Annotated in this window: 17 protein-coding genes and 2 rRNA genes (1 of these 19 only partly in view); 6 read left to right on the forward strand and 13 right to left on the reverse strand. The window is 72.4% G+C overall.

All coding sequences use genetic code 11. From position 1 onward, the window contains the following. Window positions 1-30 precede the first annotated feature (30 nt). Both phoU and LC193_RS12880 read left to right on the forward strand, forming a co-directional pair. Window positions 31-705, forward strand: coding sequence for a phosphate signaling complex protein PhoU (gene phoU, locus LC193_RS12875; RefSeq protein WP_226074173.1), 675 nt, complete (start codon window positions 31-33; stop codon window positions 703-705). A 98-nt stretch (window positions 706-803) separates the two neighbouring features. After that, a complete protein-coding gene (locus LC193_RS12880) occupies window positions 804-971 on the forward strand; it encodes a hypothetical protein (RefSeq protein ID WP_226078920.1) in 168 nt (55 codons plus the stop codon). Window positions 972-1,061: 90 nt separating this feature from the next. Here LC193_RS12880 and LC193_RS12885 read toward each other — a convergent pair whose 3' ends face one another. Beyond that, complete coding sequence (locus LC193_RS12885; RefSeq protein WP_226074175.1) at window positions 1,062-2,336, reverse strand: sensor histidine kinase; 1,275 nt, start codon at window positions 2,334-2,336, stop codon at window positions 1,062-1,064. A 126-nt stretch (window positions 2,337-2,462) separates the two neighbouring features. Continuing rightward, window positions 2,463-3,221 (reverse strand): phosphoglyceromutase, encoded by a 759-nt coding sequence (locus LC193_RS12890; protein ID WP_226074177.1) that lies wholly within the window; start codon window positions 3,219-3,221, stop codon window positions 2,463-2,465. Between the two features lie 73 nt (window positions 3,222-3,294). Here LC193_RS12890 and LC193_RS12895 point away from each other — a divergent pair, with 73 nt between their 5' ends. Next, entirely contained in the window at window positions 3,295-5,994 is a 2,700-nt protein-coding gene (locus LC193_RS12895; RefSeq protein ID WP_226074179.1) for a SpoIIE family protein phosphatase/ATP-binding protein, read from the forward strand. A gap of 27 nt (window positions 5,995-6,021) precedes the next feature. On the opposite strand, the gene LC193_RS12900 is transcribed toward LC193_RS12895, so the two are convergent. Together LC193_RS12900 and mshA are read right to left on the reverse strand one after the other, a co-directional pair. After that, complete coding sequence (locus tag LC193_RS12900) at window positions 6,022-6,567, reverse strand: type III secretion system chaperone family protein (RefSeq protein ID WP_226074181.1); 546 nt, start codon at window positions 6,565-6,567, stop codon at window positions 6,022-6,024. After that, on the reverse strand, window positions 6,560-8,023 hold the full coding sequence (mshA, locus tag LC193_RS12905) for a D-inositol-3-phosphate glycosyltransferase (RefSeq protein WP_404819406.1): 1,464 nt from the start codon (window positions 8,021-8,023) through the stop codon (window positions 6,560-6,562). The genes LC193_RS12900 and mshA overlap by 8 nt, the downstream gene beginning before the upstream one ends. Between mshA and LC193_RS12910 the strand changes: the two genes are divergently transcribed. Then, a complete protein-coding gene (locus tag LC193_RS12910) occupies window positions 8,022-8,822 on the forward strand; it encodes a class I SAM-dependent methyltransferase (protein ID WP_226074183.1) in 801 nt (266 codons plus the stop codon). The genes mshA and LC193_RS12910 overlap by 2 nt on opposite strands. On the opposite strand, the gene LC193_RS12915 is transcribed toward LC193_RS12910, so the two are convergent. The 3 genes from LC193_RS12915 to mshD form a co-directional block, all read right to left on the reverse strand. Further along, window positions 8,798-9,349, reverse strand: coding sequence for an NUDIX hydrolase (locus LC193_RS12915; RefSeq protein ID WP_404819407.1), 552 nt, complete (start codon window positions 9,347-9,349; stop codon window positions 8,798-8,800). The genes LC193_RS12910 and LC193_RS12915 overlap by 25 nt on opposite strands. Next, window positions 9,339-11,588: an RNA degradosome polyphosphate kinase gene (locus LC193_RS12920; protein ID WP_226074185.1), complete on the reverse strand. Its 2,250-nt coding sequence runs from the start codon at window positions 11,586-11,588 to the stop codon at window positions 9,339-9,341. The genes LC193_RS12915 and LC193_RS12920 overlap by 11 nt, the downstream gene beginning before the upstream one ends. 120 nt (window positions 11,589-11,708) lie before the next feature. Beyond that, entirely contained in the window at window positions 11,709-12,629 is a 921-nt protein-coding gene (gene mshD / locus LC193_RS12925; protein WP_226074187.1) for a mycothiol synthase, read from the reverse strand. Window positions 12,630-12,758: 129 nt separating this feature from the next. On the opposite strand from mshD, the gene LC193_RS12930 reads away from it, so the two are divergent. Then, the gene (locus LC193_RS12930; protein WP_226074189.1) at window positions 12,759-14,579 is read left to right on the forward strand and encodes a bifunctional metallophosphatase/5'-nucleotidase; all 1,821 of its coding nucleotides are present in this window, start codon (window positions 12,759-12,761) and stop codon (window positions 14,577-14,579) included. Between the two features lie 50 nt (window positions 14,580-14,629). On the opposite strand, the gene LC193_RS12935 is transcribed toward LC193_RS12930, so the two are convergent. After that, window positions 14,630-15,379, reverse strand: a complete 750-nt coding sequence (locus LC193_RS12935) for a 4'-phosphopantetheinyl transferase family protein (protein WP_226078574.1) — start codon at window positions 15,377-15,379, stop codon at window positions 14,630-14,632. A gap of 5 nt (window positions 15,380-15,384) precedes the next feature. Further along, window positions 15,385-16,230 (reverse strand): metallophosphoesterase family protein, encoded by an 846-nt coding sequence (locus tag LC193_RS12940; RefSeq protein ID WP_226074190.1) that lies wholly within the window; start codon window positions 16,228-16,230, stop codon window positions 15,385-15,387. 94 nt (window positions 16,231-16,324) lie between these two features. On the opposite strand from LC193_RS12940, the gene soxR reads away from it, so the two are divergent. Beyond that, entirely contained in the window at window positions 16,325-16,870 is a 546-nt protein-coding gene (gene soxR / locus LC193_RS12945; RefSeq protein WP_226074192.1) for a redox-sensitive transcriptional activator SoxR, read from the forward strand. 15 nt (window positions 16,871-16,885) lie between these two features. Here the strand turns inward: soxR and LC193_RS12950 are convergent, their stop codons facing one another. The 4 genes from LC193_RS12950 to LC193_RS12965 form a co-directional block, all read right to left on the reverse strand. Beyond that, window positions 16,886-17,782: a pentapeptide repeat-containing protein gene (locus tag LC193_RS12950; protein WP_226074194.1), complete on the reverse strand. Its 897-nt coding sequence runs from the start codon at window positions 17,780-17,782 to the stop codon at window positions 16,886-16,888. Continuing rightward, window positions 17,779-18,303, reverse strand: coding sequence for a GNAT family N-acetyltransferase (locus LC193_RS12955; protein WP_404819408.1), 525 nt, complete (start codon window positions 18,301-18,303; stop codon window positions 17,779-17,781). Before LC193_RS12955 ends, LC193_RS12950 begins: the two co-directional genes overlap by 4 nt. A 152-nt stretch (window positions 18,304-18,455) precedes the next feature. After that, window positions 18,456-18,572: ribosomal RNA gene (gene rrf, locus LC193_RS12960) — 5S ribosomal RNA — on the reverse strand. Window positions 18,573-18,626: 54 nt separating this feature from the next. After that, window positions 18,627-21,182: ribosomal RNA gene (locus LC193_RS12965) — 23S ribosomal RNA — on the reverse strand (it continues 557 nt past the right edge of the window).

Here is a 21,182-nt window from a genome sequence, read left to right on the forward strand (position 1 = left end):
CCGGTTCCGGCAGGTGAGGAAGGACAAGTCATGCGTGACGCATACCACGAGGAACTCGACGCGATCGGTGACAACCTGGTCGAGATGGCCCGTTTCGTCGGGTCCGCCATCGGGCGTGCGACGACGGCCATGCTCGATGCCGACCTGAAGCTCGCGGAGGCGGTCATAGCCGCCGACGACAAGGTCGACGAGATGCACAGGTCCTTGGAGAACGCGGCGATAGCCCTGCTCGCGCGCCAGCAGCCGGTGGCCACGGACCTGCGGATCGTCGTCACCTCGCTGCGGATGAGCGCCGATCTCGAACGGTGCGGCGACCTGGCGCAGCACGTCGCCAAGGTGGCCAGGCTCCGCTACCCCGACTCCGCCGTGCCGCGGGAGCTTTCGGCCACCATCCTGGAGATGGGCCAGCTCGCGCAGCGGCTGATGGCCAAGGCCACCGAGGTGCTGATCACCAAGGACGTCGACCTGGCCATGCAACTCGAACAGGACGACGACGAGATGGACTCGCTGCACCGGACGCTGTTCGGCCACCTGCTGGACGACCGGTGGCACCACGGCATCGAGACGGCGGTGGACGTCACGCTGCTGGGCCGGTACTACGAACGGTTCGCCGACCACGCCGTGTCGATCGCCCGGCGCATGGTCTACCTCGTCACCGGCGAGCACGCCGACGAGTTCCTGCCCGAGCCGGAGGCCACCGTCTGACACCGTGTGCTCCCGCGCGCCCGTTCTGCGCGGTGCCGCGCCCGCCGTCGCGGGGGTTCCAATGGCCGCGGAGGACATCCGCTGCCGAGGAGGGACCCATGGCTGCCTCACCTGCCGCACCCGCCCCGATGCCCGTGCCCGCCGCGTCCGCCGCGCCGTCCGGGCGGCGTCCGCTGCCCCTGGTGGCCGGCTGCGGCTGCGGCTCAGGTTGCAGCTGCGGCTGCCAGTCGGGCTCGGCCTGCCAGTGCGGGGGGAACTGCGGCTGATCTGACGGACCGGAGGACCGAACGCACGGGCCGCCCGCCGCACGGCCGGGCGGCCCGTGCCCGTTCCCGTGCCCGTTCCGGCGGCCCGGCTCAGGGGCCGCGCTCCGCGGTCGGCGGCGGCCAGGGCAGTTCGGCCACGAGGTCGAACGCCGTGCCGCGTGCGCCGTGCCTGATGGTGCCGCCGTCCAGGGCCACCCGTTCCTCAAGCCCCGCGAGCCCGGCCCCCGCGCCCGGGATCACCGCATCCGCGCCGCCGCGGACCGGGAGCGCGTTGCGCACCGCGACCGTGAGGCCCGCGCCGGGGCCGCCCGCCACCGTCACCTCGACCCGCGCCTCGGGGGCGTGCTTGCGGGCGTTCGTCAGCCCCTCCTGCACCACCCGGTACGCGGTGCGCTGCACCTGGCGCCGCAGCGAGCCGAGCGCCCGCTCGTCGCACGCGCGCCGCCAGCTCACGCGCTGGCCCGCGCGCCTGGCCTCGGCCACCAGTTCGTCGATGTCGGCCACGCCGGGCTGCGGCGCCTCCTCGGCGGCGGGGCTGCCGCGCAGCACGGTCAGCACCTCGCGCAGCTCCGTCAGCGCCTGGTGCGCGGTGTCGCGGATCAGCTGGGCGGTGTCCTCGATCTCCGCGTCCGACAGCGGCTTGGCGCCGCGCGCCGTCGCGCCGGTGCGGTACGCCAGCGCGCCGGCGTGCACGGAGAGCAACGAGATCCGGTGGGCCAGGACGTCGTGCATCTCACGGGCGATGGCCTCCCGCTCCGTCCGCCTGGCGTCCGCCAGCCGCCTGGCGTGCTCGGCCCGTTCCCGCTGCGCGTCCTCCCGCAGCCGCGCCACGAGTTCGCGCCGGGCGCGCACGCCCGCGCCCCACGTGGTGACGAACAGGATGAACGCCACCGCGAGGGCGGCATCCGTCCACCCGCCCGCGTGCGGCACGGTGTAGATCAGCAGGTAGGGGATCGTGACGAGCAGGTGGGCCGCCACCACGAGCAGCGCGGTGCGCCACGGCACGCGCACCCCGAGGTTGAACAGGACGACGGTGAGCGCTCCCGCGAACGTCGTCGAGAACACGCTGAGCGGCAGCATCGCGATCGCGAGCAGCAGCGGGAATCGGCGCCGCCACCAGAGGGCCAGGCACGCCAGCGCCCCGGCCGGCGCGTCGATCGCGACGATCCACGCGGGGAGGTGGCCGGCATCGGCCTCGAAGCCGGTGAGCAGCGCCCACAGCAGCACCGCCCACGCGAACGCCAGCGTGTCGACCAGCCAGTCCCGGCCCGTGCGGCGCACGGGTTCGCGCCCGCCGCCGAACCGCAGCTCCCCCGGCAGCAGCCACCGGTGCTCCCAGGATTCGCGCACCCCCGTGTCGCCCATGCCCCCGACCCTATGCCGGGCCGGGCCAGGGCCGCCCGGGAAACGGGGCCGCCGCGCGCCGCCGCGGCACGGACGGGCCCCCGGCCGCGCGGAGCACGCGGGCGGGGGCCGGTACGCGAAAACGGGTTACTTCTTGCCCTGGTTCTTCACGGCCTCGATCGCGGCCTTCGCGGCCTCGGGGTCGAGGTAGGTGCCGTGCGGGACGACCGGGCGGTAGTCGGCGTCGAGCTCGTACAGCAGCGGGATGCCGGTGGGGATGTTCAGGCCCACGATGTCGGCGTCCGAGATGCCGTCGAGGTGCTTGACCAGGGCCCGCAGGCTGTTGCCGTGGGCGGCGACCAGCACGGTCCTGCCCGTGGCCAGGTCGGGCACGATGGCGTCGTACCAGTAGGGCAGCATGCGGACGACGACGTCCTTGAGGCACTCGGTGCGCGGCCTGACCTCGCTGGGCAGCGCGGCGTAGCGCGGGTCGTCGCTCTGCGACCACTCGGCGCCGTCCGCGAGCTCAGGCGGCGGGGTGTCGTAGGAGCGGCGCCACTTCATGAACTGCTCCTCGCCGAACTCGGCGAGCGTGGCGGCCTTGTCCTTGCCCTGGAGCGCGCCGTAGTGCCGCTCGTTCAGACGCCAGGAGCGGCGCACCGGGATCCAGGCGCGGTCGGCGGCGTCGAGCGCGAGGTTCGCGGTGCGGATGGCGCGCTTGAGGGTGGAGGTGTGCAGCACGTCGGGCAGCAGCCCGGCGTCCGTCAGCAGCTCACCGCCGCGCACGGCCTCGCGTTCGCCCTTGTCCGTCAGGTTGACGTCCACCCAGCCGGTGAACAGGTTCTTCGCGTTCCATTCGCTCTCGCCGTGGCGGAGCAGGATCAGCTTGTACGGTGCGTCGGCCATGCCCCGAGGTTAGACGAGCCGGGTGGCGCCGCCGGATGCGGCCCGTGGAACACCATGGGTACAAAATGGGGTAATGAGGGCAATACTGCGGAGTCGGCGGAACGGGCGGGAGCGCGGCTCCTCCGTGTTCAGCGTCCGCAGCGTCGTGGGGCAGATGTTCATCCTGCTGGTCGGTCTTGTCTCGCTGCTCGTCGCCGCCGCCGTGGTGATCCTCGTCGTGCAGTCCCGGCACGTGAAGACCGAGGCCGCCTTCGACCGGTCCCTCGGGGTGGCCGCGGCCGTCGCCGCGTCCCCGAGCACCGTCGAGGCGCTGCGCTCCCCCGACCCGACCCGCCTGCTCCAGCCGCGGGCCGAGGCCATCAGGAAGCGCGCCGACGTGGACTTCGTGGTCGTGATGAGCCCGGAAGGGACCCGTTGGACGCACCCGGAGGAGGACCGCATCGGCCGGCACTTCGTCGGCACGATCGGCCCGGCCAGGGAGGGCCGCGTGGTCCGCGAGTCCGTCGACGGGACCATCGGCCCCCTGCACCAGGTCACGCTGCCCGTGCGCGACGAGGACGGCGAGATCGTCGGCCTCGTCAGCTCCGGCGTCACGGTCGGCAGCATCAACCTCATGCTCACCGACGAACTGCCGCTCCTGCTCGGCACGGGCGGCGGCGTGATCGCCCTGGCCAGCGGCGGCGCCGCCCTGGTCAGCCGCCGCCTGCTGCGGCAGACGCGCGGCCTCGGCCCCGACGAGATCACCCGCATGTACGAGCACCACGACACGGTGCTGCACTCGGTGCGCGAGGGCGTGCTGATCGTCGACGAGAACGGCCGCATGCTGCTGGCGAACGACGAGGCCAAACGGCTGCTCGGGCTGCCGGACGACGCCCCGGGGCGCCCGGTCGGCGACCTCGGGCTCGACCGGGCGGCCCTCGCGCTGCTGACCGCCGACCGCGAGGTGACGGACGAGGTGCACCTGTCGGGCGGCCGGCTGCTCGCCGTCAACCACCGGCTGGTGGCCCCGCCGGGCGGCGGCCCGCCCACCGGCGTGACGACGCTCAGGGACACCACCGAGATGCGCGCGCTCTCCGGCCGCGCCGAGGCCGCCCAGAAACGCCTGTCGCTGCTGTACGCCGCGAGCGTGCGCATCGGCACCACGCTGGAGATCGGCCGCACCGCCGAGGAGCTGGCCGAGGTCGCCGTCCCCGACTTCGCCGACTACGTCACGGTCGACCTCATCGAGGAGGTGCTGAACGGCGAGGCGCCGGGCGAGGCGCCGGCCGCCATGCGCCGCGCGGCCGTCGGCGGCGTCGAGGAGAGCCATCCGCTGCGGCAGGCGCGGTCCCGCGTCGTGCTCGGGCGCGACTCGCCGCAGATGGACAACCTGGCGGCCGGGCGCGCCGTCGTCGAGAACGACCTGCCCGGCACCGACTGGTGGCACGGCGGCGACCCCGAACACGCCGCGCTGCTGCGCGACCACGGCTTCCACTCGCTGGTCACCGCGCCGCTGCACGCCCGGAACACGGTCCTCGGCGTCGCGGCGTTCTGGCGGGCGGAGAACCCGGAGCCGTTCGACGGCGAGGACCTGTCCCTCGCCGAGGAACTGGCCGCGCGCACCGCTGTCTGCGTCGACAACGCCCGCCGCTACACGCGCGAGCACGGCATGGCCGCCACGCTCCAGCGCAGCCTGCTGCCGCGCGCGCTTCCCGACCAGAACGCCGTCGAGGCCGCCTACCGCTACCGGCCGGCGCAGGCGGTCGGCGGGGACTTCTTCGACGTGATCCCGCTCTCGGGGGCCCGCGTCGCGCTCGTCGTCGGCGACGTCGTGGGGCACGGGCTGCGCGCCGCGGCCACCATGGGCCGGCTGCGCACCGCCGTGTACAACTTCGCGGCGCTCGACCTGCCGCCCGACGAGGTGCTCGGCCGGCTCGACGAACTGGCCGACCGCACCGACCGGGACGAGACGGACGGCGAGGACGTGGGCTCCGTCACCGGCGCGACCTGCCTGTACGCCATCTACGACCCGGTCGAGGGCCTGTGCACCATGGCCAGGGCCGGGCACCTGCCGCCGGCGCTGATCCACCCGGACGGCCGGGTCGAGTTCCCCGAGGTGCCCGCGCAGCCGCCGCTCGGCGTCGGCGGCATGCCGTTCGAGACGGCCGAGCTGCGGCTGGCCGAGGGCACCGGCCTCGTCCTGTACACGGACGGCCTCGTCGAGGCCAGGGACCGGGACATCGACACCGGCCTCGACCTGCTGCGGACCGCGCTCGAACGCGCCCCGCGCGCCCCCGAGGCGGCCTGCGACGACGTGCTCGCCGCGATGCTGCCCGAGCCGCCGTCCGACGACGTCGCGCTGCTCATGGCGCGCACGCGCGTGCTGTCGCCCGACCGGGTCGCGACGTGGGACGTGCCGTTCGACCCGGCGGCGGTGTCGGCCGTCCGCGCCGACGCGGCGCGCCGGCTCGCGGACTGGGGTCTTTCGGAGGCCGCGTTCGTCACGGAGCTGATCCTCACCGAGCTGGTCACGAACGCCATCCGGCACGCCGCGGGCCCCATCCGGCTGCGGCTGCTGCGCGACCGCGCCCTGATCTGCGAGGTCTCCGACGGCAGCAGCACCTCGCCGCACCCGCGCAACGCCTCCGCCACGGACGAGGGCGGGCGCGGCCTCTTCCTGGTCACGCAGTACGCCGACCGGTGGGGCACGCGGTACACGCCGGACGGCAAGATCATCTGGGCGGAGCAGCGGCTGCCGCGGCGCGCGGGGCGCCGGCCGTCCGCCGGGGCGTGAGCGGCCCCCGGGCGAGGCAGCGGCGCGTCAGCCCCCCGCGCCGTCCCCGCCGGCGCGCGCGTCGCCCCCGCCGGCGCGCGGACGCGTCAGGTGCGCGAACGCGTCAAGGTTGCGCGTCGACTCACCGCGCGCCCGCCGCCAGGCGTACTCCTTCCTGATCGCGCCCGCGAAACCCAGTTCGAGCAGCGTGTTGAACGAGCCGTCCGCGTGTTCGAGCACGGTCCCGAGCACGCGGTCCACCTCGGCGGGCGTGACGGCGGCGAGCGGCAGCCGCCCCGCGAGGTACACGTCACCGAGCCGGTCCACCGCGAACGCCACGACGTACAGGCGCGTGTTCCGCTCCAGCAGCCAGCGGTGCACGCCGGCCTCGTTCTCGTCCGGCCGCCGGATGACGAACGCGTTCACCGACACCGCGTGCCGGCCCACCACCAGCGAACACGTCGTCGACAGCTTGCGCGTCCCCGGCAGCGTCACCACGAAGTGCCCGCGGCCCGCCCGCTCCCACTCCGCGCCCGCGTCGCGCAGGTAGTCCTCGATCACCCGCTCCGCGCCGGCCGCGTCCCGTTCAGCCATGCGCGGATCGTAGCCCGCCGCCGCGCCGCGAGAACCGGTGCGCCTCCACCGCCCGCCGGTACACCGCGAGAGTGCCGGCCGCCGCCGTGTCCCAGCCGAAACGCCGCGCGTGCCGCGCCGCCGCCGCACCGAGCCGTTCCGAGAGACCCGGCCGCTCCGCGAACGCGCGCAGCGCCGCCGCCCAGTCCACCGGGTCGTGCCCGTCGATGAGGAACCCCGTGGCCCCGTCGCGCACCACCACGGGCAGCCCGCCGACCGCCGCGGCCACCACCGGCGTGCCGCACGCCTGCGCCTCGGCCGCCACAAGACCGAACGACTCGTTGTACGACGGCATCATCAGCACGTTCGCCGCCCGGTACCAGTCCGCGAGCCGCTCCTGCCCGACCGGCGGGAAGAAGTGCACCAGGTCGGCCAGCCCGAGACGGGCGGCCAGCTTCTGCATCCGCTCGGGCCGCGCGAGCCCGCTGCCGCTCGGCCCGCCCACCACGGGGACCCACAGCCGCGAACGCAGCGACGGGTCGCCGTCGAGCAGTTCCCTGACCGCGTGCAGCAGGATGTCCGGCCCCTTCAGGGGCTGGATGCGGCCCGCGAACAGCGGGATCAGCGCGTCCTGCGGCAGCCCGAGCCGCGCCCGCGCCGCCGCCCTGCCGTCCGCGGGGCAGAACGTCCCCAGGTTCACGCCCGGGTGCACGACCGCGGTCCGCAGCGGGTCGGCGTCGTAGTGGTCGACCAGCTGGGCCGCCTCCTGCGCGGTGTTCGCGATCAGCCGGTCGGCGGACTGCACGATCTGCGTCTCGCCGATCACGCGCGCGGCCGGCTCCGGTGTGTCCCCCGTGGCCAGCGACGCGTTCTTGACCTTCGCCATCGTGTGCATCGCGTGCACCAGCGGAACGCCCCAGCGCTCCGCCGCCAGCCAGCCGACGTGCCCGGACAGCCAGTAGTGCGAGTGCACCAGGTCGAAGTAGCCCGGCGGCTGCCCCGCCCACGCCTGCATGACGCCGTGCGTGAACGCGCACAGCTGCGACGGCAGCTCCTCCTTGCTCAAACCCTCGTAAGGCCCCGCCTCCACGTGGCGCACGCGCACGCCCGGCGTCAGCTCCACGGTGGGCGCCAGGCCGCCGGACGTGGCGCGCGTGAAGATCTCGACCTCGACCCCCTGCGCGGCGAGCTGGCGGGACAGCTGGACGATGTAGACGTTCATCCCGCCGGCGTCCCCGGTGCCCGGCTGATCCAGCGGCGAGGTGTGGACGCTGAGCATCGCGACCCGGCCGACGTGTGCCACCGTGCCTCCTGACTGACGACGTACGAATCCGCATGGTGCGCGCACCGTGCAACCACGCCCCGGGCCATCCTCTTCCCCTGCCGGGTGCCCACTCGTCCCGGCTCCACCCGCGCCCGCCCCACGCGGCCCACGCGGCCCTGCGGCCACCCGCCCGGCCGTTACGCTCGTCCGCATGGCGGAAGGGACGGCGACCCGGGGCACCACCAACCCCAACCGGCTGCGGCGCATGGACCGCTGGATCGCGGACCTGCACGGCCCCGCGCTGCGCCGGGCGCCCGGGCCGCCGCTCGCGGTCGACCTCGGCTACGGCGCGGCGCCGTGGACCGCGGTGGAGCTGTGGCACCGCCTCGCGCGCGTGCGCCCCGGCACCCGCGTGGCGGGCGTGGAGATCGACCCGGAACGGGTGGCCGCGGCGGCCGGGTACCGGCGGCCGGGCCTCGACTTCGTGCGCGGCGGGTTCGAGCTGCCCCTGCCCGGCGGTGAACGCCCGCTGCTGATCCGGGCCGCGAACGTGCTGCGCCAGTACCCCGAGCACGAGGTGAACGGCGCGTGGGCCCGGCTGTGCGCCCGGCTCGCGCCCGGCGGGCTGCTGGTCGAGGGCACGTGCGACGAGGTCGGGCGCCGGCACGTGTGGGTGGCGCTCGGCCCCGAGGGGCCGAGGACCGTCACGTTCGCCGCCCGCCTCGCGGGCCTCGGCGCCCCGTCCGAGCTGGCGGAACGGCTCCCGAAGGCGCTGATCCACCGCAACGTGCCCGGCGAGCCCGTGCACGCGTTCCTGCGCGACTTCGACCGGGCCTGGGCCGCCGCCGCGCCCTACGGCCCGCTCGGCGCGCGCCAGCGGTGGGTGCGCGCGGTCGCCTCGCTGTCCGGCGGCTGGCCGCTCGCGGACGGGCCGCGCCGCTGGCGGCAGGGCGAGGTCACGGTGCGCTGGCCGGCCCTCGCGCCTCGTCAGGCCCCGCGGCCCCGGCCCTGAACGGACGACCCGCCACCGGACCGCCCGCCACCGGACACCCCGGGCACGGAGGCGGCGCCCGGCCGGGACAGCGCCCCGTCCAGCGTGGCAAGCGCCTCGTCGAGCAGCGCGCGGTTCGCCGGGTGCGACAGCGTGCCGCGGGCCTCGGCGGGCGGCAGCCACAGCATCCGGTCGATCTCGTCGTTCGGCACGAACTCGCCCGACACCGCCTCGGCCGCCCAGTAGTCGACCTCCTTGGGCCGCCCCTGCGCCAGGTAGCGCTGCGTCGTCAGCCGCCGACCGAGCACGATCTCCGCGCCCGTCTCCTCGCGCACCTCGCGCCGGGCCGCCGCCACGGGCGCCTCGTCCCGTTGCAGCTTCCCCTTGGGGTGCGACCAGTCGCCGTGCTTGGGCCGGTGCACGAGGGCGAACTCGATCCCGCCCGCCTCCGCCCGGCGCCACAGCACGCACCCCGCCGCCCGCACCTCGGGCGGCCCGGACTCCGCACGCGCCCCGCTCCCGGACGCGGGCCCGCCCTCAGGCGCCACGCCGCTTCCTCCGCGCCTCGATCAGCATCTCCTGCACGTTGCGCAGCGGCCGGCCCTCCTCGTCCACCGCGTGCCGCGTCCAGCGGCCGTCGGGCCCGAGGTGCCACGAGGCCGTGCTGTCCGCCGTGCCCGTGGCCAGCAGGCGGGTGAGGGTCGAGCGGTGCGCGGGATCGGTCACGCGCACCAGCACCTCGATCCGCCGGTCGAGGTTGCGGTGCATCAGGTCGGGACTGCCCAGCCACACCTCGCTCTCGCCGCCGCCGCCGAACGCGTAGACGCGCGAGTGTTCGAGGAACCGGCCCAGCACGCTGCGCACCCGGATGTTCTCCGAGAGACCCGGCACCCCCGGCCGCACCGCGCAGATGCCGCGCGCCCAGATGTCCACGGGCACCCCGGCCTGCGAGGCCCGGTACAGCTCGTCGATCACGGCCTCGTCGACGATCGCGTTGGCCTTCATCCGCACCCAGGCAGGACGCCCGGCCCTGTGGTGCTCCACCTCGCGGCGGATGCGCGCGATCAGGCCCTCGCGCAGATTGCGCGGCGCGACCAGCAGCCGCCGGTAGTTGTCGCGCCGCGAGTAGCCGGACAGCCGGTTGAACAGGTCGGACAGGTCCGCGCCGACCTCGGGGTCGGCGGTCAGCAGCCCCAGGTCCTCGTAGAACCGCGCGGTCTTCGGGTGGTAGTTCCCCGTGCCGACGTGCGCGTAGCGGCGCAGGTCCTCGCCCTCCTGCCGGACCACGAGCGACAGCTTGCAGTGCGTCTTCAGCCCGACCAGGCCGTACACGACGTGGCAGCCGGCCTCTTCGAGCTTGCGCGCCCACTTGATGTTCGCGTGCTCGTCGAACCTGGCCTTGATCTCCACCAGCACCAGCACCTGCTTGCCCGACTCGGCCGCGTCGATCAGCGCGTCGACGATCGGCGAGTCGCCCGAGGTGCGGTACAGCGTCTGCTTGATCGCCAGCACGTCCGGGTCGGCCGCGGCCTGTTCGAGGAACGCCTGCACCGAGGTGGAGAACGAGTCGTAGGGGTGGTGCAGCAGCACGTCCCGCTCGCGCAGCGCGGCGAAGATGTCAGGGGGCGAGGCCGACTCCACCTCGGCGAGGTCCCGGTGCGTCCCGGCGACGAACTTCGGGTACTTCAGCTCGGGCCGGTCCAGCTCCGCGATCGCCGCGAGCCCGGTCAGGTCGAGCGGCCCCGGCACCGCGAACACCTCCTCGCGCCGGATCTTCAGCTCGCGCACGAGCAGGTCGAGGACCTCGTCGTCGATGGACTCCTCGACCTCAAGGCGCACCGGCGGCCCGAAGCGGCGGCGCAGCAGCTCCTTCTCCAGGGCCTGGAGCAGGTTCTCCGCGTCGTCCTCCTCGACCTCCAGGTCCTCGTTCCGCGTGACCCGGAACACGTGGTGGGCGAGGACCTCCATGCCGCGGAACAGCTCCTCCAGGTGCGCGGCGATGATGTCCTCGACCGGCACGTAGCGCTGCGGCGACGCCTCAAGGAAACGGGACAGCAGCGGCGGCACCTTCACCCGGGCGAAGTGCTTGTGCCCGGTGGCCGGGTTGCGCACGACGACGGCCAGGTTGAGCGAGAGCCCCGATATGTAGGGGAACGGGTGCGCCGGGTCCACGGCGAGCGGCGTCAGCACCGGGAAGATCTTCTTCCGGAACAGCGAGAACAGCCGGATCTGCTCCTGCTCGGTCAGATCGGGCCAGCGCAGCAGGTGGATGCCCTCGTCGGCCAGCTGCCGCGCCACCGTGCTCTGGTAGCAGGCGGCGCTGCGGGTCATCTGCTCCCCGGCCTGCTCCCAGATCGTCTCCAGCACCTCGCGGGGCGGCCGGCCGGTGACGGAACGGGTCGCCACGCCGGTGGCGATGCGGCGCTTGAGCCCGGCGACCCGCACCATGAAGAACTCGTCCAGGTTGCTGGCGAAGATCGACAGGAACTTCGTCCGCTCAAGCAGCGGCGTCGCCGGGTCCTCGGCCATCTCCAGAACGCGCTCGTTGAACGCCAGCCAGCTGCGTTCCCGGTCCAGGAAGCGGTCGGCGGGCAGCTCGGCGCCGGCGCCGTCCGCGCCGCCCTTAGCCCCCCGCGCGCTCGTGTCCGCCGCCGCGCCCGCGTCCGCCTCCGGTTCCGCGTCGAGGGCCGCCTCCGGGACCGATTCCGGCTCGCCGCGCTCGCTCGGTTCCGCCGGCGGTGGCACGGTGCGCGAGCGGCCCTGCCTGGGTCGCGTCTTCTGGGTCATACCTCCATTCTCGCGCCATCCGGACGAACACGGCACGTCAGCGAGGTGAACGGAGTTAACCGATCGGGCGCCCCCTGTCCGCGCCGGGGGCGCACGACCAGAAGGCCGCACGCGGTGCGCTCAGGACTCCGTCCGGTACATCAGGTCGGTCTCGAACGTGCGGAAGCCCAGGCCCTCGTACACGCGCACCGCCGGAACGTTGTCCGCGTCCACGTACAGCATCGCCGTGTCCAGTTCCGGGCCGCGCCCCGGGTCCGCCAGGTACCGCAGCCCGATGGTGGTCAGGGCGCGGCCGAGGCCCGAGCCCTGCGCCCCGGGCGCGACCCCGAGCACGTACACCTCGCCCAGCCCCTCGGCGGCGTGCGCCTTCGTCCAGTGGAAGCCGACCAGCCCGCCCTCCTCCGCCCCCGTCTCCCGCACGGCGAGGAAGAACCCGGCCGGGTCGAACCACGACTCGGCCTTCCGCGCGTCGAGATCCTCCTGCGTCAGCGCCCCCTGCTCGGGGTGGTGCGCGAACGCCCGCGCGTTCAGGTCGAGCCACGCCGCGTCGTCCTTGCCCGGCTCGAACGTGCGCACCCGCACCCCCGCGGGCAGCACAGGATCCGGCAGGTCGAGCCCGCCGAGCGGCCTGCGCAGCTGGCGCAGCTCGCGGAAGAGCGTGAGCCCCAGCATCTGCGCCAGGTGCCGCGCGGCCGGGTGCCCGCCGTGCGCCCACAGCCGCAGCCTGCGCCCCGACTCCGCGAGCAGCGCCTCGCCGAGCACGCGGCCGTACCTGCGTCCGCGGTAGTCGGGGTGGATCACGAGTTCACCCGAGGGCGCCTCCACCGGGTCGGTGCCGTTCAGCTGCGCGTAGCCGACCAGCGCACCCTCTCGGCGCATCAACAAGTGGCGCACGCCTGCCCGCGCGCCCCCACGCAACAGCAGCCGGCCCTGCTCCGACACGGCGCTCTGCCCGTCCTCCCGGGCCGCCGCCGCGATCAGCCGCAGCACGATCTGCCGTTCGTCCTCCGTCACCAGGTCCCGCACCAAGACGTCGCTCATGGCAGCGACTCTAGGACGAACGGGCCCCGTGCGGGCGCAGCCGGAGTGCACCGGCCCGTTGTGCCCGGCCTCCTGACGGCCGCGCGCGGCGGCGCTAGGGTGCCGCCGGACCGAAGGGATGAACCGCTGATGCACGCACGGAAGTACAGGCTGACCGCGACCGTGGCCGCCCTGGCCGCCGCCGCGGCTGTCCTCACCCTCTCCCCCGCCGCGCAGGCGGCGCGCGACGGCGCCGCGCCCTCCGCGGCCGACGCGGCCGACGGCTCGGGCGGCTGGCAGCCGGTACCCGACCGGACCGTCGACCTCCAGATCCTGGCCCTCAACGACCTGCACGGCGCGCTCGAACCGCCGTCGGGATCGGGCGGCCAACTGATCCACGAGCACGAGGACGGCACCACCGAAACCCTCACGGCCGGCGGCGTCGAGTACCTGGCCACCGGCCTGCGCGAGGCGCGGCGCGGCCACGAGCGCTCCGTCACGGTCGCGGCCGGCGACCTGGTCGGGGCCACGCCGCTGCTCTCCGGCCTCTTCCACGACGAGCCCACGATCGAGGCGCTGAACGCGCTGGAGATGGACGTCGCCGGGGTCGGCAACCACGAGTTCGACGAGGGCTGGGAGGAGCTGGTCCGCCTCCAGGAGGGCGGCTGCCACCCGGTGGACGGCTGCTACGCGCAGGGGCGCGAGTTCACCGGCGCCGACTTCCCCTACCTGGCGGCCAACGTGGTGGACGAGGACACCGGCGAGCCCATCCTGGAGCCCTACACGGTGCGGCGGCTGAACGGCGTCCGCGTCGGCTTCATCGGCGTCACGCTCGAAGGCACCGCCGACATCGTCACCCGGGCCGGCATCGAGGGCCTGGAGTTCCGCGACGAGGTCGAGACGATCAACCGCTACACCGCGGAACTCGCCGACCAGGGCGTGCACGCCGTGATCGCGCTCGTCCACGAGGGCGGCTACCCCGAGGCCGACGCGTACAACGCGGACTGCGACGCGGCCGGCGGCGGCCTGTCGGGCCCGATCACCGACATCGCCGCGCGCACCGACGCGCGCGTCGACGCGCTCGTCACCGGGCACACCCACCAGCCCTACGTGTGCACCCTGCCCGACCCCTCGGGCCGCGACCGGCTGGTCACCTCGGCCGCCTCCAACGGCCGCCTGTTCACCGAGCTGAACATGCGGTACGACCGCCTGACCCGCGACATCGTGCGCACGTCCGTCGAGGGCACCAACCGCGTCGTGGACCGCGAGCAGGAGCGCGCCCCCGACCTGACCGAGCTGATCGCCTACTGGAACGGTCTTGCCGCCCCGGTCGCGAACGAGCCCATCGGCTGGATCTCCGAGGACATCGAGGGCCGCGGCGCCGGCACCCCCGAGTTCCCGCTCGGCGACCTGATCGCCGACGCGCAGCTCGCCCACGCCAGGGAGCTGGACCCGGACGCCGACCTGGCCCTCATGAACCCCGGCGGCGTGCGCGCCGACCTCGTCTTCGACGCCTCGGGGGACGAGGGCGACGGCGTCGTCACCTACGGCGAGGGCTTCACCGTGCAGCCGTTCTCCAACACCGTCAACATCCTCGACCTCACCGGCGAGCAGCTGCTCGCCGTCCTCACCGAGCAGGTCTCGGGGCCCAACGAGGCGGCGCCGAAGATCCTCCAGCCCTCCGCGGGGCTCGCCTACACGCTCGACCTCACCCGGGCGGGCGCCGACCGCGTCGTGGCCGGCTCGGTCACGGTGAACGGCGAACCCCTCGACCCCGCGGCCACCTACCGGGTCGCGGTCAACTCGTTCCTCGCGGGCGGAGGCGACGGGTTCCCCACCCTCGCCGAGGGCACCGACCCGGTCGTCGGCAACGACGACATGGCCGTCCTCGCCGCCTACCTGACCGCCAACTCCTCGGCCGGCGCCCCGCTCGCGGCGCCCCCGGCCGACCGCATCACCGTCGTCGAATGACGGCGCGGCGTCCCGGGCCGACAGGGCCCGGGACACCGGCCGCACGACCGCTACGAGGGCACGGCCCCCGTTACGCTGCCGCGCCCGCCGTCCGGGCCGTCCGGCGCCGCAGCGGGCCCGGCGGCGGGCCCGGCCGCGCGCTCGCGCACCAGCCCGATCGCGGTGCCCACCAGGCCGTCGCGCACGTCCCAGCGGCCGGTGAAACCGCCGAGCCGCACCCCGTTCACGACCGGCCCCGGCACCAGCAGCCGCGCCCTGAACGTCCCCGCGTCCGGGTCGGGCTCGATCACCGCCTCCTCGAAGTCGAGCCACTTGCGCGTCAGCGGGAACCAGACCTTGTAGACGCTCTCCTTGGCGCTGAAGATCAGCCGGTCCCACGCCACGTCGGGCCGCCGCGCGGCCAGCCCGGGCAGCGCGGCCCGCTCCTCGGGCAGCGCGATCAGGTTCAGCACGCCCGAGTCGCGCAACGGCTCGTTCGGCTCGACGTCCATCCCGACGCCGTCCATGTCCGCCGCCCTGGCCACCGCCGCGGCCCGGTAGCCGCGGCAGTGCGTCATCGTGCCGACGAACCCGTCCGGCCACCGCGGCGCACCGCGTTCGCCCGGCAGCAGCGGAACGCGCGGCCCGCCGAGCCCGGCCAGCGCGGAACGGGCGCAGTACCGCACCGTCCCGAACTCCCTGCGCCGCTCGTCGACGGCCGCGGCGATACGTTCCGCCTCCTCGGGGAACAGGCCCGGGTCCGCCACGTCCTGCGCGGTCTCCACGACCGCGACCGGCTCGGGCAGCAGCCCGCGGAACAGTCCGCTCATCGCCCCGCCACCGCCTCCGAGGGAAGGACGGGCACCAGCCGGCCCGGCGCCTGCGCGCGCGGCTGCCACTCGCGCGGATACCCGAGCGACACCTCCTGGTGCGGCACGCCGTCGTGATGGATCAGCCGCGGGATGTGCAGGTGCCCGTACACCACGGCGGCGGCGCCGAAGCGGCGCGGCCAGTCCTCCGTGGCCTCGGTACCGCACCACAGCGCGAACTCCGGATAGCGCAGCACGCGCGTGGGCTCGCGCACCATCGGCCAGTGGTTGACCATCACCACCGGGACGCCGGACGGCAGTTCGTTCCTCAGCCTGGCCTCGGTGAACGCCAGCCGCGCCCGGCACCAGTCCTCCGCGCCCGCGTACGGCTCGGGCTTCAGCAGGAACTCGTCCGTGCACACCACCCCGGCCGCCTCCGCGACGTCGAGCGCCTGGGCCTTGGTGAACGTCCCCGGCGGGCGGAAGGTGTAGTCGTACAGCAGGAACAGCGGGGCGATCACGGCCGGCCCGCCCGCTCCCTCGAACACCGGGAAGGGGTCCTCGGGCGTCACCACACCGAGGCCGCGGCACATCTCCACCAGGCGCCGGTAACGCGCCTCGCCCTTCAGCGTCACCGGGTCGTCCGGCGGCGTCCACAGCTCGTGGTTGCCCGGGACCCACACGACCTTGGCGAACCGGCCGCTCAGCAGCCTCAGCGCCCACTCGATGTCCTCGAACATCTCGCCGACGTCACCGGCCACCAGGAGCCAGTCGTCGTCCTCGTCGGGCCGCAGCCGTTCCACGATGTGCCGGTTCTCCTCGTACCGCACATGCAGATCGCTGATGGCCACCAACTTCCCCATGCACAACTCCCCTCCACAGCGCGCGATTTCCCACGCTACCGCACACCCGGGAGATGCACTTCAAGTGAGCTTGACGTTTCGCTACGATGACGGCATGGCTCCGCGCATCGTCAAGGAACTCACCATCGGCCAGCTCGCCCAGCGCAGCGGCGTGGCGACCTCGGCGCTCAGGTTCTACGAGGACCGCGGACTGATCTCCAGCCGCCGCACCTCGGGCAACCAGCGCCGCTACCCGCGGGACATGCTGCGCCGCGTGGCGTTCATCCGGGTCTCGCAGAACGTCGGCATGCCCCTGGGCGCGATCCACGCCGCGCTCGAACGGCTGCCCGAGGGCCGCACGCCGACCAAGGAGGACTGGGCCGAGGTCTCCGGCTACTGGCGCAGGGACCTCGACGCCCGCATCCGGCAGCTGTCGCGCCTGCGCGACGAGCTGACCGAGTGCATCGGCTGCGGCTGCCTCTCGCTGGAGAGCTGCATGCTCGCCAACCCCGACGACATCTGCGGCGAACGCGGCCAGGGGCCGCGCCGACTGATCGAAGAGGACCCGGACGCCGCGCCGGGGAGCGCACCGGCGGGGGACTGCGCCGCCGAGGCGTACGAGGACTGCGCCGAGGCGTACGCCGGCTGCGATTCCCGCTGACCGCCACCCGCGTCCTCAGCGCCGCCGCGCCGCGCCCCGCCGGCCGGAACGCCGCCCGTGCGGCCGGGCCGGGCGGACGGCGGCGGTCCGCCCGCGGGACCAGTGGCCGGGGCGGACGAGCCCGTCCGGCAACCGGGTGGCGCCGTCACCGCGCGCGGCGGTCAGCTGGGCCTGGGTGAGGAACAGGGCCCCGGTGAGGTCGGCGCCGCTCAGGTCGGCGTCACGGAAATCCGCGCCGGTGACGTCCGCCACCCGCAGGTCGGCGCCGGTGAGGTCGGCACCCAGGAACCGGGCGCCGCGCAGGCTCGCACCCCGCAGGGCCGCGCCGCGCAGCCTGGCCCCGGTGAGATCGGCCCCCCGGTGATCGCGGTGCGGGCCCGGCACCCCGGCCCGCACCAGCTCGCCGGCCCGCAGCAGCAGCGGGTTGACCTCGTCCCTGACCGCGGTGACGTCGAGGGCGGCGAGGTCGCCCGGGTCGGCGCCCGCGCGCCGGTCCAGGTCGACGGCCGCGCGCCGCAGCCCGGGGTGCACGGGGGCCGCGGCCTCCATGGCCAGCGCCTGGTGCACGTACCACAGGAGTTCATGCAGGGCCCGCACCACGGGGAAGACCCTGAACATCGGTCCCGCCACCGCCGGATCGCCCCGCCAGCCGCGACCGCCGAACGTCTCGCGCGACACCCGCTGTCCCGCGCCGAAGCAGTCGAAGACAGTGCAGCCCGTCCAACCGCGCTCCCGCAGGTGGGCGTGGACGCGGCAGCTGGAGTCGTCCGCCAGGTTCGCGCACGCCCGGCCGGCGGGCTTGTCCACGGGGAAGTCCGCGGAGGCGGCGAAGGGCAGCGCGACACAGCAGAGCCCCTGGCAACTGCCGCAGTCGGCACGCAGGTACGCCGGCGGCTCGTGCCGTGCGCTCACGCTTCCGCCCTCTCGCCCGAAGGCGCCGCCGTGCCGGGCGCCCGCGGCGTGAAGACCAGCTCGTACGCCTTCAACGCCGGGTCCCGGGGATCGATTTCGGCCCCGCCGGTCGGGCGGAAGCCGAGCGAGGCGTAGAACCTGGCGGCCCGCGCATTGTTCTCGTGCACCCGCAGCCGGGTCTCGCGCCCGCCCGCCCAGTCGATCGCGGCCCGCATCAGCGCCCCGGCCAGGCCCGTGCCGCGGTGCTCGGGCCGCATGTAGACGCCCACGACCCAGACGTGGTCGTCCCGGACGAAGGCGCCGACCATCCCGCCCCACACACCGGACTCCGTCTCCCCTATGAAGGTGACCCGGGCCCGGCCGGACGCCCTGCGCTCCCAGTCGCCGCGCGTCAGCGCCAGCGCCTCGTCGTACGGCTCGAAGAACGCGACGGGGGCGACCGGGTCCTTGAGGGCGGCGAGGCGCAGGTCGCGCAGCAGCTGCCAGTCCTCGCGGCGCGTCTGACGGATGGTGTACACCATGCGCCGATGGTCGCACCGCGCCCCGCACGCCGCAACGTCCTTCTTCCCGGGCCGCCTAAGGGAGAGGAATTCCACGCCCCTGGCCTCAAGCCCCGGAAAACGAATAAGGCCCGTCGCACCAGGCGACGGGCCTTACCCGCATACAACGTATTGTCCGGCGGCGTCCTACTCTCCCACACGGTCCCCCATGCAGTACCATCGGCGCTGGAGGGCTTAGCTTCCGGGTTCGGAATGTAACCGGGCGTTTCCCCTCCGCCATGACCACCGGAACCCTGAAAGGGCACCAGCCGCCGGCCGAGAATTCACAGTGGACGCGAGCATCTGAGGACAAGCCCTCGGCCTATTAGTACCGGTCAACTCCACCTGTCACCAGGCTTCCATCTCCGGCCTATCAACCCTGTCGTCTCCAGGGAGCCTTACCCCATCAAGTGGGTGGGAGTCCTCATCTCGAAGCAGGCTTCCCGCTTAGATGCTTTCAGCGGTTATCCCTCCCGAACGTAGCCAACCAGCCATGCCCTTGGCAGAACAACTGGCACACCAGAGGTTCGTCCGTCCCGGTCCTCTCGTACTAGGGACAGCCCTTCTCAAGACTCCAACGCGCACAGCGGATAGGGACCGAACTGTCTCACGACGTTCTAAACCCAGCTCGCGTACCGCTTTAATGGGCGAACAGCCCAACCCTTGGGACCAACTCCAGCCCCAGGATGCGACGAGCCGACATCGAGGTGCCAAACCATCCCGTCGATACGGACTCTTGGGGAAGATCAGCCTGTTATCCCCGGGGTACCTTTTATCCGATGAGCGACGGCGCTCCCACAAGCCACCGCCGGATCACTAGTCCCTGCTTTCGCACCTGCTCGACCCGCCAGTCTCACAGTCAAGCTCCCTTGTGCACTTACACTCACCACCTGATAACCAACCAGGCTGAGGGAACCTTTGGGCGCCTCCGTTACTCTTTAGGAGGCAACCGCCCCAGTTAAACTACCCACCAGACACTGTCCCCGATCCGGATCACGGACCCAGGTTAGACATCCAGCACGATCAGAGTGGTATTTCAACAACGACTCCACCCAGGCTGGCGCCCGAGCTTCACAGTCTCCCACCTATCCTACACAAACCGAACCGAACACCAATATCAAGCTATAGTAAAGGTCCCGGGGTCTTTCCGTCCTGCTGCGCGAAACGAGCATCTTTACTCGTACTGCAATTTCACCGGGCCTATGGTTGAGACAGCCGAGAAGTCGTTACGCCATTCGTGCAGGTCGGAACTTACCCGACAAGGAATTTCGCTACCTTAGGATGGTTATAGTTACCACCGCCGTTTACTGGCGCTTAAGTTCCCAGCTTCGCCATCCCGAAAGACAGCTAACCAGTCCCCTTAACGTTCCAGCACCGGGCAGGCGTCAGTCCGTATACATCGCCTTACAGCTTCGCACGGACCTGTGTTTTTAGTAAACAGTCGCTTCTCGCTGGTCTCTGCGGCCACCCCCAGCTCCAGGCGTAAAGCCCATCACCAGAAGCGGCCCCCCTTCTCCCGAAGTTACGGGGGCAATTTGCCGAGTTCCTTAACCATAGTTCACCCGAACGCCTCGGTATACTCTACCTGACTACCTGAGTCGGTTTCGGGTACGGGCCACCATGAAACATCGCTAGAGGCTTTTCTCGACAGCATAGGATCGTCCACTTCACCACAATCGGCTCGGCATCAGGTCTCACCCTCATGTCGCACGGATTTACCTGCACGACGGGCCACACCCTTACCCCGGGACAACCACCGCCCGGGCTGGACTACCTTCCTGCGTCACCCCATCACTCACCTACTACCCCCTCGGGTCACCGGCTCCACCACTCCCAGAAGTGTCAAAGACACCACCAGGCGGCTTCACGGGCTTAGCATCAGAAGATTCAGCGCTTGCGCTCCACGGCGGGTACCGGAATATCAACCGGTTGTCCATCGACTACGCCTGTCGGCCTCGCCTTAGGTCCCGACTTACCCTGGGCAGATCAGCTTGACCCAGGAACCCTTAGTCAATCGGCGCACACGTTTCCCACGTGTGAATCGCTACTCATGCCTGCATTCTCACTCGTGAACCGTCCACAACACGCTTCCGCGGCTGCTTCACCCAGCACACGACGCTCCCCTACCCACCACACACAAGGTGCGGCGACACGACTTCGGCGGTGTACTTGAGCCCCGCTACATTATCGGCGCAGAATCACTCGACCAGTGAGCTATTACGCACTCTTTCAAGGGTGGCTGCTTCTAAGCCAACCTCCTGGCTGTCTCTGCGACTCCACATCCTTTCCCACTTAGCACACGCTTAGGGGCCTTAGTCGATGCTCTGGGCTGTTTCCCTCTCGACCATGGAGCTTATCCCCCACAGTCTCACTGCCGCGCTCAACTTACCGGCATTCGGAGTTTGGCTAAGGTCAGTAACCCGGTAAGGCCCATCACCTATCCAGTGCTCTACCTCCGGCAAGCAACACACGACGCTGCACCTAAATGCATTTCGGGGAGAACCAGCTATCACGGAGTTTGATTGGCCTTTCACCCCTAACCACAGGTCATCCCCCAGATTTTCAACTCTGGTGGGTTCGGGCCTCCACGCGGTCTTACCCACGCTTCACCCTGCCCATGGCTAGATCACTCCGCTTCGGGTCTAGGGCATGCTACTAGAATCGCCCTCTTCGGACTCGCTTTCGCTACGGCTCCCCACCACAGGTTAACCTCGCAACACACCGCAAACTCGCAGGCTCATTCTTCAAAAGGCACGCAGTCACGACACACCGGGCAAGCCCGGTATGCGACGCTCCCACGGCTTGTAGGCACACGGTTTCAGGTACTCTTTCACTCCGCTCCCGCGGTACTTTTCACCATT

Source organism: Streptomyces marincola, assembly GCF_020410765.1.
GTDB lineage: Bacteria > Actinomycetota > Actinomycetes > Streptomycetales > Streptomycetaceae > Streptomyces > Streptomyces marincola.